At 45.7% G+C, this 13284-nt stretch carries 11 protein-coding genes; 2 read left to right on the plus strand and 9 right to left on the minus strand.

The window, feature by feature from the left end; all coding sequences use genetic code 11:
• Positions 1 to 608: 608 nt before the first annotated feature.
• Both pirA and bioF read right to left on the minus strand, forming a co-directional pair.
• On the minus strand, positions 609 to 758 hold the full coding sequence (pirA, locus tag ACUVJL_RS14355) for a hypothetical protein (protein WP_445173492.1): 150 nt from the start codon (positions 756 to 758) through the stop codon (positions 609 to 611).
• Between the two features lie 318 nt (positions 759 to 1076).
• Entirely contained in the window at positions 1077 to 2249 is a 1173-nt protein-coding gene (gene bioF / locus ACUVJL_RS14360; protein WP_445246464.1) for an 8-amino-7-oxononanoate synthase, read from the minus strand.
• Positions 2250 to 2315: 66 nt separating this feature from the next.
• Between bioF and ACUVJL_RS14365 the strand changes: the two genes are divergently transcribed.
• On the plus strand, positions 2316 to 3251 hold the full coding sequence (locus ACUVJL_RS14365; protein ID WP_445246465.1) for an exopolyphosphatase: 936 nt from the start codon (positions 2316 to 2318) through the stop codon (positions 3249 to 3251).
• A 153-nt stretch (positions 3252 to 3404) separates the two neighbouring features.
• Here the strand turns inward: ACUVJL_RS14365 and ACUVJL_RS14370 are convergent, their stop codons facing one another.
• From ACUVJL_RS14370 to ACUVJL_RS14400, 7 genes are all read right to left on the minus strand, one after another.
• Positions 3405 to 3638: a hypothetical protein gene (locus tag ACUVJL_RS14370; protein WP_445246466.1), complete on the minus strand. Its 234-nt coding sequence runs from the start codon at positions 3636 to 3638 to the stop codon at positions 3405 to 3407.
• A gap of 11 nt (positions 3639 to 3649) precedes the next feature.
• The gene (locus ACUVJL_RS14375; RefSeq protein WP_445246467.1) at positions 3650 to 4771 is read right to left on the minus strand and encodes a glycosyltransferase family 4 protein; all 1122 of its coding nucleotides are present in this window, start codon (positions 4769 to 4771) and stop codon (positions 3650 to 3652) included.
• Positions 4772 to 4933: 162 nt separating this feature from the next.
• Positions 4934 to 7747 (minus strand): chloride channel protein, encoded by a 2814-nt coding sequence (locus ACUVJL_RS14380; RefSeq protein WP_445246468.1) that lies wholly within the window; start codon positions 7745 to 7747, stop codon positions 4934 to 4936.
• 125 nt (positions 7748 to 7872) lie between these two features.
• Positions 7873 to 8571 carry a haloacid dehalogenase type II gene (locus tag ACUVJL_RS14385; RefSeq protein ID WP_445246469.1) on the minus strand — a complete coding sequence of 233 codons (699 nt, stop codon included), beginning with the start codon at positions 8569 to 8571 and terminating at the stop codon, positions 7873 to 7875.
• Positions 8572 to 8588: 17 nt separating this feature from the next.
• Positions 8589 to 9548: a GDSL-type esterase/lipase family protein gene (locus ACUVJL_RS14390; protein WP_445246470.1), complete on the minus strand. Its 960-nt coding sequence runs from the start codon at positions 9546 to 9548 to the stop codon at positions 8589 to 8591.
• A 264-nt stretch (positions 9549 to 9812) separates the two neighbouring features.
• Complete coding sequence (locus ACUVJL_RS14395; protein ID WP_445246471.1) at positions 9813 to 11108, minus strand: TldD/PmbA family protein; 1296 nt, start codon at positions 11106 to 11108, stop codon at positions 9813 to 9815.
• A 552-nt stretch (positions 11109 to 11660) separates the two neighbouring features.
• The gene (locus ACUVJL_RS14400) at positions 11661 to 12521 is read right to left on the minus strand and encodes a Tab2/Atab2 family RNA-binding protein (RefSeq protein ID WP_445246472.1); all 861 of its coding nucleotides are present in this window, start codon (positions 12519 to 12521) and stop codon (positions 11661 to 11663) included.
• 287 nt (positions 12522 to 12808) lie between these two features.
• On the opposite strand from ACUVJL_RS14400, the gene ACUVJL_RS14405 reads away from it, so the two are divergent.
• On the plus strand, positions 12809 to 13284 hold a 476-nt coding region (locus ACUVJL_RS14405), incomplete at its 3' end, for a HEAT repeat domain-containing protein (protein ID WP_445246473.1).

Consider the following 13284-nt stretch of genomic DNA (forward strand, 5'->3'; position numbering starts at 1 on the left):
TTATGTTATAATTTAATTGGTTGAAATACCCACCTAAGATTGCAGCGATATATACTCATTTTGAGTTGAAACCGGGACTGATCCAGTAATAGGGAAAGACTGAAGGGCAATGGTTAAAATCCAACCTGGAAGCAAAATAAAAAGTATTGTTAATGTTTTTCAAACAAAACGATACATATACTCGTTTTCAAACAAAACGATACATATAGTCGGGATAGGGCATTGCCACGACTCAAAATGAACATGGAGGCTGAGTAAAACTACTTCGGTAGTATTGGTCGATGAAGTGTTAAGAATCCCCGCACATGAAAGGTCGGGGAGTATGTCAATTCATAACTTACGCAAAAAATGGTTCAATCCGCTATTGGTAGAGTTTCTGTGCGCGGCGTGAGCGCACCCTATAGATAAAGTTTGTGCGTCCTGGACTGTTCCCTCTTCCTTCTTTCTTCTTCCTTCACAATAAAAAACCCCGGTTTCTTGAAGAAACCGGGGTTTTTCCTACCAACTAAGAGAGGAGTGAAAAGTTAACAGGTAGTGGTTGCCGGAATTCTGCATTTCTCGCACAACCCTCTAAACCAAACTACGGGCAAATTCTTGTTGCAGCTTTTTTAAAGCTGTCTCATTTCCTCTTCAAGCACCCGAACCAAATCTTGGTTCCCACTGGATCTCGCTACTTCTATGCGGTGCATCAGTTGCTTGTGAATGTTAGCGCGGTGGGTTTCTGCTACTTTTCTTACGTTTTGACGATTTGTGTTCATGGTGGACGTTCCTTATATTTATTTTGGTGTACCTGCTACTTCTCTAATATAGCGCTAAATTTCAAAAAGTATCTAAATTTACCAAAAGTTTATAGTTGTTGACCAATCTACCACAATAGTGTATAATCATCGCCATAAGTCAATAGAGATATCTTGACAATCAAAAAAAAAGGCAGAAGCAAGGAGCTGCATTCGGCAGAAAGCTAGAGCTGCAGAAGGCTAGACTGCATTCGGCAGAAGGGATTCGGCATAAGTATAAATTCTCCCCATCTCCCAACATTCACTCAAAGGGTAAGGTACTTATGGCGCACCCAACTTTTACTCAAAACTCAAAACTTCCTCCAGCGCCTCTACCAACTGCTGAAGGTGTGCGAGCTCGTGAGTTGCCATCAGGGAAATCCGAATTCGACTCACGCTTACAGTCGGAGGCCGAATCGCCGCAGCAAAAATACCCATCTCCTTGAGTTTGCTGCCGACTGTTAAAGCGGAGGCTGCATCTTTTAACGGAAGACTGAAAATAGGGGAGAGGGAATTGCTAATTGGTAATTGGTGATTGGTAATGGCGCAATATTTGAAAGTTTCGATATTTTGTCGCAACCGAACTCGGCGTTCTGGTTCTTGCTGTACAATTCTCACAGCTTCCAAAGCAGCCGCGGCGTCAGCAGGCGTCAATGCTGTAGTATAAATCCAACTCGGAGCTCGATTACGCAGAAAATCAATTAAAGCAGCAGAGCCCGCAACGTAGCCGCCCAAACTTCCCAAAGCTTTGCTGAGTGTCCCTACTTGAATCAGCGGTGTTCCCGTACACCCGAAATGTTCTGCACAACCGGCACCGCTAACACCGAAAACTCCTGTAGCGTGTGCTTCATCTACTAATACCATGCAGTTAAATTTTGCGGCCAAAGCTAACAACTGCGGCAGGGGACACAAGTCCCCATCCATGCTAAAGACGCTATCGGTAATAATTAAACACTTGCGGTATCTCGCCCGATTTTGCTCTAACTTGGCTGTTAAATCCTCAAGATTGCAATGACTGTATTCTAGGGCAGTTGCACCGCTGAGTGCGGCTCCGTTTTTCAGGCTCGAATGGTTGTACTTGTCAGATAATATTAAATCGCGCTTGCCGACAACGGATACGATCGCCCCTAAATTTGCCAAATATCCCGAACTGAAGACTAAAGCATCTTCAGTTTGTTTTAAATTAGCAATAGCGAGTTCTAGCTGCTGGTGCAAATAGCGGTGTCCGCTTAGCAACCTCGAACCCGTCGCACCCGTACCAAATTCCTTAGTTGCAGCCATAGCTGCTTGAATTAACCTGTCATCGCCGGCAAGTCCGAGATAATCGTTGCTGGCAAAGTTAATCAGCCGACGGGCTGCTAATTTTACCACAGCCCCGGGGGAACTTTCGATCGATTGTGGCGATCGATGCCAATGGGCGCGACGAATAGTGTCGAGGGACTTCTCTATCCAAGCGTAAGGGTCAGGGTTCATATTGGAAAGCGATCGGGTAATAAGTTATATTGTCTTATAATCATTCCCTGCCTATCACAGAAGCATATGCCACTCACTCAAAAATACAGATTAGTCACCCGCAGCGATTTTGACGGTCTTGTCTGTGCCGTTTTGCTCAAAGAACTCGATATAATCGACGAGATTAAATTCGTGCATCCTAAAGATATGCAGGATGGGAAAATCGAAATAACAAATAACGATATTAGCACTAATTTACCCTATGTTGAGGGAGTTCATCTAGCTTTCGATCACCATTTCAGCGAAACTCTCAGACACGACAAAATCAAAATCAACCACATCATCGACCCCTATGCAGCTTCTGCAGCTAGGGTGTTGTACAAATATTATGGAGGCAAAGCAAAGTTTCCTGATATTTCCGACACGATGATGGCGGCAGTTGACAAATCAGATTCTGCTCAATTTGCCAAAGAAGAGGTTTTGCATCCGGAAGGATGGGTGCTGTTAAACTTCATAATGGACGCCAGAACCGGGTTGGGAAGGTTTAAACAATTTACGGTTTCCAATTATCAGTTAATGATGCAGTTAATCGATTACTGCAAAAATCATACCATCGATGAAATCTTGCAGCTTCCTGATGTGAAAGAAAGAGTAGACCTCTACTTCGAGCAAGAAGAAAAATTTAAATATCAACTACAGCGCTGCGCCCAAGTTTATAATAATTTAGTTGTTTTGGATTTGCGCAACGAAGAGGTGATTTATGCGGGGAATCGTTTTGTAATTTACGCTTTGTTCCCCGAGTGCAATATATCGATTCACGTACTTTGGGGACTGAAACAACAAAATACTGTTTTCGCAGTTGGTAAGTCAATCTTTAACAAAACTTCTAACACTAATATTGGGCAGTTAATGTTAAAATATGGTGGCGGCGGACACCAGAATGCCGGAACTTGTCAGATTGAGAATGATAAAGCTAGTAAAGTTTTGAAAGAGTTAGTTGCCCAGATACAGCAAAATGGTTAAATTGGCTTTATCTTTTTTGCAGTCAGGACTTGAGTCTTTGATTATTTTAATTTTCAGGACTAAAGTCCTTACTACAAACGGGGATTTTCAGGACTAAAGTTTTTACTGCAAACGAGGATTTTCAGGACAGAAGTCCTTACTGCAAACGGGAGTTTAGTCCTCCAGGTTTTGATCTGGCGGGTTCTGGGGATTGAGATTTTCTGCACTCTTGCCTTTGACTGGTGGCAAATGGTCTACCAAACCCATCTCAAAAGCGATATCCGGCAACTCATCAGCGTTATATTTTCCTGGCTCAAACAATCGCCCGGGAGTAAAACAAGGCTGTTTCAATCTTACCACTTCCCCCGGTAAAAACATTCCCCTAAACATTTTGCGTTCGAGTCCCATAAATTCCGCTCCTAAAACAATTCTCGCATTAATCTTAGCAATTTTTGAGCCACAGCTTCCCAATTAAATAAATCCGCCGTCTCTCTAGCTTTTTGAGCTACCTGAAAACGCATCGGGTCTTCAACAATTTTTCGCAACTGTTGGCGAACAGACTGAACATTTGGTTCTGCCCAATGAGGAGCATTTGTGATTTTTAGATACTGAGTATCGTAACACTTTCCGACGGGAATTAGATCGTAAGCAATGGGATAGCAGTTATCAGGAGTGGCGTACTCAGTCGGGCCGCCGTACATAGTCATAGCGACGGGCAAACCTGCAGCAAAGGCATCCAAAATTTTAATCGCAAAACCCTCCCCGCGAAACGGAGCTAAAAAAGCATCGGCTGACAAGTATAAATCAGCTAGTTCTGCTTTAGTATAAAATTTAGGGATGATCATAATTTTTGACTTTAACTTGCCGATGTGCTTTTCGATATTGAGGAGATATTCCACTATAACATCTGGATTTTTGCCGCCATCTTTGATAATTAACTCTACGTTAGAATCATCTTTAAACTCTTCACAAAAAGCTTGAATGGCGATATCCGTGCCAAATCTATACAAATCAAAAGAATTGGTCATGTGCAGAATATACTTTACATCTTTTTGGGTTTTTTGCGGTCTGGGAACATAGAGTTGCGAGATTAAAGGATTGAAACCTAGAGGCATGACTGATACTTTGTCAGCCGGACATCCAGCATTAATTAAAACGTTTTTAGAATATTGGCTGACGGCTAGTTTGTGGGATAAGTTATTGACAGCATCGTAAATCCAGTAATCATAATCATCAGTGTTTTGGGCGAATTCGTAATTGATAGCAAAAAGTTCTAAGTTGAGATGACCGTTGAGTTCTTTTAAAAAATGAGGTTTCCAGTAATGAGACCATTTGATGTGAAATAAATCTGATGGTGCGGTGTTCATCCACTTCTCTAGCAGCTCGTTTTCTTCGGGTGTGGAGTTGCGGGTGAGGTGAGAGGCAATTGTCGAAGGTTCGACAGAAATAGGAATTCCAATTTTGTCTAAAGTTTTTGCCAAGGATAGCGTAATGTCGGCGAAGGAGTTAAAGTGTTGGAAGCCAACGTTAAAGTGAACCATATTTATTGGGAATGGGGCATTGGGCATTGGGCATTGGGCATTGGGCATTGGAGGCAGAGCCTCCGGGTATGTATTCCCAGGCAGAGCCAGGGAACAAGACTAATAATTAATAACTAATAACTAATAACTAATAACTAATGACTAATGACTAATGACTAATGACTAATTAGCCGATCGCACTAAAATGACTGTACAGTCGCACCCACGCGCCACAGCTTCCGGGATATTCCCCTGAATCACCTGCTTCAGCAGCCCTTCGCGGCTCGCTCCCAGGACGATCGCATCGCACTGATCGTTCTGAGCCAAATCAATTAAAGCATCAGAAACCGATTGAGCGCAAACGGAAGTCGCTATTATCGAACAGCTAACCCGGCGCTTGATAAACTCCGCGGCTTGCTTTAATTCGCCGCGATCGGGTTCTGCAACAGAAGGCTGGTGAACCTGACACAATTTAATCTGCGGTACAGAGCTCGCAGCCACTAAAGCCGGTAGCAGCCGCAAAGCGGCAGCTTGCTTGTAACTGCCGCGAATAGGTACCAACCAGCGCTGCAAACCCATCAGCGTGTGCAGGCCCAATTCTGGCCCTGGAATGTCTGAATTCGGCGGGGAAAGTTCCGTCTCTGGAGTCGCTGATGAATCTGAGGATCTCGCCAATATGGGATTATCGGCGCCGTCAACTTTTTCGGGATTTAACTCCCATTCTATAGACGCATATTTCCGCCCGCTGAAAGTGGCGGAAAACTCATTTTTCTTGCGTTTTGCTAATAGTTTTTCGCTCCACTTCACCAAAACCACTTCGCAGCCGGCTTGCCGAATTACGGTATCGACAACATCGCCAAAAATGCGTTCTTTGGTGGATAATTCGCCTTGCCAGCCCATCAAAATTAAATCGATGTGGCGCTCCCTAATTGTTTCCAAAATCGCGTTAGGCACGTCATGAGCTACCCGTATTTGGGTGTGTACTGGCAAGTTCCAATTGCGAACAATTCGCTCGGCTTGTTGCAGGAGGCGGCGGCTTTTGGTTGTCCGCACTGCGCTTTCTGAGGGGGAACTGTTGCGCGGTACTAAGATGATTTGCAGGCATTCTAATTCGTAATTGCGATCGCGCGCAATGGCCGCGGCCAGCCGCAGCAAAGCGGGTGCTGTTTGGGGGTTGGAAAGCGGCACTAATAAGCGGCCGTTTCCGACTTGCGGAGCCCTGGTTTGATAGACAACATAGGAAGGTTCTGGGTGCGGACCCTGGGTTGTTTCTCCGCTGAGGCGATCGGATTCAACTCGGATAATGTCGCTGCGGGTAATAATTCCCACCAAACGCCGACCTTCTATGACTGGCAAACGGCTGATATTGTAGTTGTTGAGCCTGTACAATACCTCGCTTAAAGTATCTTTTGCTTTGACTGCGATCGGGTGTAGAGTCATAAATTCTTTGAGCAGCGAGTCTCCGGAAAAATTGCGCTCGCTGGCATTTGCCAAATCGGTTTGACTGACAATTCCGACTAATTTGCCATCTTCAACGACTGGAAATCCTCGGTGGTGCGATCGCGAAAAAGCCTGCATCACTTCATCGAAAGTCAGCAGACTCGAAAGAGTTTCTACTCGGCGCTGCATCACGTCATCTGCGTGCAAGTCGCTCAAAGTATTGCTGGCAGCTTTTGCCTTTGTCAGTTGAATGCCGTTAAACTCCAAAAGGCGATCGTACAAAGAGCCACTGTCCACCTTTTCCGCGACCAAATAAGCAACTACAGAACAGATCATCAAAGGCAGCACTAATTTGAAATCCGCCGTAATTTCAAACACAATTACTACCGCAGTAATCGGCGCCCTAGAAACCGCACAAAAAAACGCTCCCATTCCTGCCAAAGCGTAAGTTACCGGCAAACCGATGCCCAGGGAATCTGCCTGCACAATGCCCACCATGTGACCGAGGGCAGAACCGAGAACTAGGGCAGGGGAAAACAATCCTCCCGGAGCTCCAGAAGCAGCGGAAATAATTGTCAGAAAAAAGTGAGCTATAAAAGCAATTAAACTCGTTATACCGCTTGCTTCGCCAGTCAGCAGAAACTCCCGCAAACCCGTATTGTTGCGGAAAGTTTCTGGGAGAATAGCTATTACTGAACCGCAGATTAGGCCAGCTAGAGCCACTCGCGCGGGCAAAGCTAATTTGAGCGATCGCCTGTTAAATTGCAAGCTAGCAATAATCCCTTTGGTGAACAAAGCTCCCAGCAATCCCGCTAAAACTCCTAACAGTATATAAAACGGGATTTCCTGAGCATCAAAACTGGTTTGGTACTCGCGAAGGTTCAAACTTAAACTATCGCCGCCCAAAAGCTGCGAGACAACTGCACCGATAAATGAAGCGATAATTGCAGTCCCTAAAGTCAATCCCGAAACGTCGTGCAGCAGTTCTTCAACTACAAACAAAACTCCTGCTATGGGAGCATTGAAACCAGCAGCCAATCCCGCAGCAGCACCACAAGCAATCAATTGTCGGCGGTAGTCTGGGGAAGTTGGCATCAAGTGACCTATCCAGCCGGCCAAAGATGCTCCTATTTGCACAGTCGGGCCTTGCCTGCCTAAAGTTAAACCGGAACCAACTGCTAAAATAGTGGCCAGAAGTTTGGCGACAGCTACTCGCAAATCTAAGGAAAGATTGACTCCGCCGAGAGCAGCTTTGACGTGAGGAATGCCACTGCCTGCTGTTTCGGGAGCAAAACGCTCAACCAAGAAACCTGTCAGCAACCCACCCAATAAACCGACGCCCGGAAGTAATATCCAAGCTGGAATTAGTGTCGAGGTAGCAACTCGCCAACTGCCCAGCCATCCGACTCCTGATTTGAGCAAAACCCCAGCGAGTCCTGAAATTAAACCGATCAGACAAGCTTCAAAAATAGCGAGGCGTTTCGGCCGTAAAAACAGTTGAGATTTGATGACCCTGGAAGGTTCCCTAAATTGTTTAGGGATAGTTATATACGGCATAAATAGCGTAGATGACCTGAGAATTGTCTGCTCGATCGCAATGCAAGCGAAAAATCCTTCGATACTTACCTGAAATCTGCTGTAATTCCGATACTACCGGATTTGATGTCAAGCTGCGATTTTTTTTACCCTATAGCCTCCACCAATGTTTTCAAATCCGGCACTTCCAAGTCTGGCTGGCCACTGGCCGGCAGTGTCGCCCCAAATCCTGTTTTCTCGTGTCTGCGATTTACCCAAACTGTTGATATTCCCATTGATGCGGCGGGTACAATGTCGTGATATATACTCTGAGCAACGTGCAGCAGTTTTTCCGGTGCTATTCCCATGGTTTCTAGGGCGATTTCAAAGTTGCGAGTTGACGGTTTGTACGATCGCACTTGTTCCGCAGTAATCAACCAGTCTAATTCAACTTTTAAATGTTTTGCCGTATCCGCAAACAAATCATCGTCAATGTTAGAAATTACAGCCAGTTTGTATTTTTGGTTGAGTGCTGCCAAAGCTGCGACTGTATCCGGGAATGGCTGCCAATTTTTGATGGACTCACTCAAACACTTGACTTCTGTTTCTGTCGGTTCAAAATTCAATATTTTACCGAATTGTTGCACTATTTGTTGCAATATTTCCCTATATTTGATATAATTGTATTGGGAGTTTTCCAATTCAGATTCAAATTCAGCAAACAGCTCTAAAGTTGCGTCATCGCTCAAATCTATCTCGCGACTTGACAGCAATTGTCTCAAGACTGGCAGTATTCCCCTTTCCCAATCTATGAGAGTGCCGTAGCAGTCAAAACTTACAACTTCAAATTTATTAAAATCTAACATCTGTCATTGCTCCTATTCTACGGTTGATATTCAGCAAATATTTCAATCTTTCCGATAATATTGCGATTAAATTCTGCCAAGTCTTCTGCCGGAATCCAATATTCTTTGTGAATGGAACTGCCGACGGTTTGGACGGAATATTTTTTTAAGAATTCAGCCAAAACTTGAAATTGGGTTACATAGCCAAAATATCCCGATGCTGCATCTTTTGTATTCCAATCCCGCGCAATTTTTATGGCGTATGCTTTGTAGAGTACGGGATAAAACATAGGCTGAAAAGGCAGCCGCGGCGGAAATGCCATGAAATCGCTTTCTTTAATTAATTCCATTTCTTTTTTGCCGACGGCTCGGAACAGGGTAACAGTCTTTTTATCAGATCTATTGATATTTTTAAACCAAGCTTTCCAGCCGTCCCAATTGTGAACTATTTTAGCCAATTCAGTATAACCGGCGGCACGGGGATGGGAACCGTCATTTTCGGTAAGCTCTTTCCGCCAAAATTCTGATTTTTGCAGAGGAGTGCAAATATCTAAATAAGGTACGTTTAACTCGCTGCAAACTTGCGAAAAATGTTCGGATAAATTGGCTATTCTGATTGTGCGAGCTGCCTCATTAACTGGCGGTGGACCTACCATTAAAACGGGGAATAATTCTTTGGCAGACTTGAGAATATAGCGGAGGTTTTCAATTGATTTTTCAAGTTCTACGCGAGTTTTTCCGTTTTCTAGGTAAGTGTCGTTGACGCCAAAGGAAAATACTATTCTGCCGTCGCCGTAGTGAGGCAAGCGGCCAGAAATTTCGCTGAACCACCGAGTTTCTATATCGGCACTGGTTTCTCCCCGCACTCCTAAATTATAATGGGTAATATCCTGTCTTTGCCCGCCGCAAGCGGCCGCGCAAATTCTTCCTGTCCAACCAAGATATGTGGGATCGCCCGTACCGTTTACAAAAGAATCGCCAATAAAACAAATACGCATAATTATTTGAGATTTGAGATGTTGAATTTATGTGTAGGATGCGTAATGGCTCAAATTTTATCGATGAATAGAGGTGTAGACTCTAAGAGAATACCGGGCAGTTGGGCTGGATAATTGATAGTTGGGAATGGGGAATTGGCTAGTAAATTTAAGTTTTCAATCTAGAGTTGGGCAGGGAAAACTCTTTAACTTAAGAGTCCCAATTTAAAAATCAAAAGTTTATTACCAATTACCGATTCCCGATTCCGGATTACCAATTATCCATTAGTTTTTGCCGATGACGGACAATCCCTCTACAATTACAGATGGTGTTTGGCAAGAACCGTTCCACTCGGAGTCTCCTCCCAATTCTACTAATTGTTTGAGGACGCTGTAAACGTTGCCAGCTACCATTGTGTCTTTGATTCGGCCGACTATTTGACCTTTTTTGACTCGGTAGCCGAGATCGACGTTAATCGAAAAATCGCCGGAAATTCCGGCACTGCCACCAAGCATTTGATCGACTACAATTCCGTCGTCTAATTGAGCGATTAAATCGATTAGCGAAAGCGAACCTGGTTTAATCAAAACATTGAACAAACTCGGCGTCGGATAGCTGCCCAAACCCGGGCGAAATCCGTTGCCGGTGGTGCCGCTACCCAAGGCTCGACCGGTGGTGCGATCGGTATAAAATAGCTGCAACACTCCGCTGTTGATAAAGACGATCGCCCGAGTGGGAGTGCCTTCGTCATCAAAGGGACAGCTATAGGGCCCGATATCCGGCTGCTGCGAGAGGGTGACAAGCGGCGATGTCACTTGAGATCCCAAACGATCATTCCAAGGCGAAGCGCCTTCGAGTACCTGTTTGCCGTTCAACGCCGCACAGACAGTCCCCCAGAGTAAATCGGCCGCTTTGGCTGTAAACAGCACCGGCACGCGGCCCGTGGGGGGGGCTACATTGTCTTTCGCCCATTCCAAACGTTGCAAAACTCGCCTGGCGCTAGTGTTTAAGTCAAGGGTGCCGCGTTCGGTTTCGCCTTCCCAAATGTTAAGGAAATCTTCTCCCCGCACTAATTCTGCTGACAAGTAACCGCTGAGGGTGGTGTCGGTGTGACTGGAATCCAAGCCTCTGGTGTTCAACAAGCGAGTGCTTTCGATTTCGCAGTCGAGTTCGGCGGTGCAGAGGCTTTCGGGATAGGCTTCGCGGATGATCGCGATCGCCTCTTTTCCCCAGTTTACTAGCTGTTCGGCTGGCACCGACACTCCGCGATCGGGATAAACAACTTTCTCACCGGTGCCGAGTTCGATGGTTTCCTGTTCGTTGAGTTGCGAAAGCGCGATCGCCCTGTCCACCAAAATTTGCGGTTCCACGGGCCCGTAGGCCACCGCCAAACCCGGCCGCCCGTCCCGCCACAGCCGTAGGGCAATGCCTTCTGCTTGGGCAGTTTCTAGCTGTTTGAGGCGGTTTGCTTCAAAAAAGACCGGCCGCGAGAGCGATTGCGATTCCAATACCTCAGCAGCTTCGGCCCCTGCTTTGGTGGCTAATTCTAGCAGTTGTTCTGCTGATTGGTGATTGGTCATTGTTGTCGGTGGTTGGTAATGGGCGATTCGATTTTCGATTTTCGATTTTCGATTTTCGATTAAAGAATTGGCAATGACTTACTGGATATGGGTTGGAAGCACGAGCCTACATTTAGATTCTTTTGGGAAACTGGTATAGCCTTTCTCAGTAACATGAGGTGCTCTCGCGGGCATAGGGCATAGGCCTCCGTGGGCATCAGTTGCGAGCGGTGTGTACCTCATTTTATTGAGAACCGCTATATAATTGGGGATAACAAGAGGCTACGCATTTGTGATTATTTGCATCTTGTCCAAGCCCTTAGCGTCGATTTGAGATTTGAGATTTGAGATTTGAGATTTACTCCACAGATAAATCTTGGATCTCGAACTAGAATCTAAAATTGCGCTCTCTCCACGACAGGAGTCTGCGGCTTGGAACCGTTTTTTGGCGGGTCAGAAACCAGATTTCTTGCTGCAGGTCAAATCTCAAAGCCGAGATTGTTTATCAAAAAAACAGGTTGGTTAAATCTAATTGAGAATGCTGCCAGATATCAGTTATTGCCAAGCGAGGGACTAAATAGTTAGTTCGTGCAGCAGCCAAAATCCTGCGAAAGATTCCGATTCGGGATTTGACTGAATTGCTAAGAAATGTACTTGTTTTGCTTGCTTTTTCGCGGCTTCAAATGCTTTCGCTTCTCTCTCAGTTGCTGCGTCTCTGAGATTAGCTAAAATCCAGCGATCGTTAGCTCCCGTATCTAATACCAGCCTAGCGGGCGGGCCGCTGTCAAATTTGAGAAAAGCCAACTCCAAACCCGACATCCAACCTGCCAGGGCGTTTGCTCTCGACGAGTAGATAATCAGTCCCGGAATTTGCGTTTCCGGGCCCAGCCGTGTCATCGGCAGCCCGAAAGCTTCGCCAAATCCGATATCCCACTCGGACATTTCGTCAAAAGCGGCGATCGGCAAACTCACAAACCTCCATTTTTCGCCCATTAAAGCATCCGGCAGCGCCACTGGCGTTTCGGGTATAAATTGAACGCTCGGGTTCACCACCGGTTGATAGCCCGGTTCGGCTGGATAAACGTCTTGCATCCGTTCTTCCAGCCACAGGCTGAGGGCGAGGGTGCGGCGGCTGCAGGCGGCGGGAATGTCCAAGTCCTCGCAGGCTTTAGTAATCATGTTCGCCATTTGGCGGCGGAAAAAGCGGATTTTTTCGGGTCGTTTGGGTGCGGAGGCGATCGCCTCTTTAATTGCACCCGCCAGCCACAGGGAATTCACGGTAGAACTCGAGCACAATTGCGAGTAGCGAAACAGAGATTCGGCCTTGTCGCCTACATTCAGCGGGCTTTCGCAGATCAACACTTCCCATTTTTTTTTCTCTCGCTCGTCTAGGATTGGACGGCTGTAAAAGTCGAGTTCCCAAATAGTAGCCATGCCGCGCTGTTAAAAATTAATCCTTTCTCATATTACCGGACAGCGGGCAAGTTTCTGATTTTGACAATTTAAGACTGATTTTCTATCGCGGGCGATCGCCTTAACCTAAATAATTCTGGGTCTGTCAAACGCTTGCCGCTCAAAATTGTCAGGGCACTGCTTGGGAATCGTTGGTTACTATATAATTGTTGAGAGAACTGCTTAATAAATATCGGCAGTAGTTAAGTTTAGTAAATCTCATCATGCCCAATAATTAAAATATCCAGATTCTAACTGAGTAAAAACCTATGAAACCAGTTGAATCTCTGATTAATGCTCTCAACGACTCAGATTGGCAAGTGCGCCAGAAAGCTGCTAAGGCTTTAGGCAAACGTGGCGATAAGCAAGCGGTTCAACCGCTAATCCAAGTGCTTAAAGACGAGGATGAATGGGTGCGTGCCGGATCTCAGTACAACTGGGCGCGTGCCGAAGCCGCCGTAGCCCTGGGTCAATTAGGTGATGTGCGAGCCATTGGGCCGCTAATTGAGGCCCTTAAAGACTCTCAAGAGAATGTATGCCTGGGGGCCATTAAAGGATTGAGCAATTTTAGGGACCCGCGCATAGTTGAAGCGTTTATTGAGATGCTTAAGGGCTGGGAAAACTTCTGGGATTATAGGCGCGAAGAAATGCTCCTAAATATAGCCGGATTTTTGGGCAAAATGGGCGATAAGCGAGCTATCGATCCACTAATAAAATCACTCAACTATTCAAATGAATTTAGGTG

Origin of the sequence: Microcoleus sp. OTE_8_concoct_300, assembly GCF_031383065.1 — a bacterium.
GTDB lineage: Bacteria > Cyanobacteriota > Cyanobacteriia > Cyanobacteriales > Microcoleaceae > Microcoleus.

What these genes read in the sequence shown, in the direction of transcription:
- pirA (WP_445173492.1), bottom strand. Translation starts at nt 758, where the DNA reads ATGAACACAAATCGTCAAAACGTAAGAAAAGTAGCAGAAACCCACCGC.
- bioF (WP_445246464.1), bottom strand. Translation starts at nt 2,249, where the DNA reads ATGAACCCTGACCCTTACGCTTGGATAGAGAAGTCCCTCGACACTATT.
- ACUVJL_RS14365 (WP_445246465.1), top strand. Translation starts at nt 2,316, where the DNA reads ATGCCACTCACTCAAAAATACAGATTAGTCACCCGCAGCGATTTTGAC.
- ACUVJL_RS14370 (WP_445246466.1), bottom strand. Translation starts at nt 3,638, where the DNA reads ATGGGACTCGAACGCAAAATGTTTAGGGGAATGTTTTTACCGGGGGAA.
- ACUVJL_RS14375 (WP_445246467.1), bottom strand. Translation starts at nt 4,771, where the DNA reads ATGGTTCACTTTAACGTTGGCTTCCAACACTTTAACTCCTTCGCCGAC.
- ACUVJL_RS14380 (WP_445246468.1), bottom strand. Translation starts at nt 7,747, where the DNA reads ATGCCGTATATAACTATCCCTAAACAATTTAGGGAACCTTCCAGGGTC.
- ACUVJL_RS14385 (WP_445246469.1), bottom strand. Translation starts at nt 8,571, where the DNA reads ATGTTAGATTTTAATAAATTTGAAGTTGTAAGTTTTGACTGCTACGGC.
- ACUVJL_RS14390 (WP_445246470.1), bottom strand. Translation starts at nt 9,548, where the DNA reads ATGCGTATTTGTTTTATTGGCGATTCTTTTGTAAACGGTACGGGCGAT.
- ACUVJL_RS14395 (WP_445246471.1), bottom strand. Translation starts at nt 11,108, where the DNA reads ATGACCAATCACCAATCAGCAGAACAACTGCTAGAATTAGCCACCAAA.
- ACUVJL_RS14400 (WP_445246472.1), bottom strand. Translation starts at nt 12,521, where the DNA reads ATGGCTACTATTTGGGAACTCGACTTTTACAGCCGTCCAATCCTAGAC.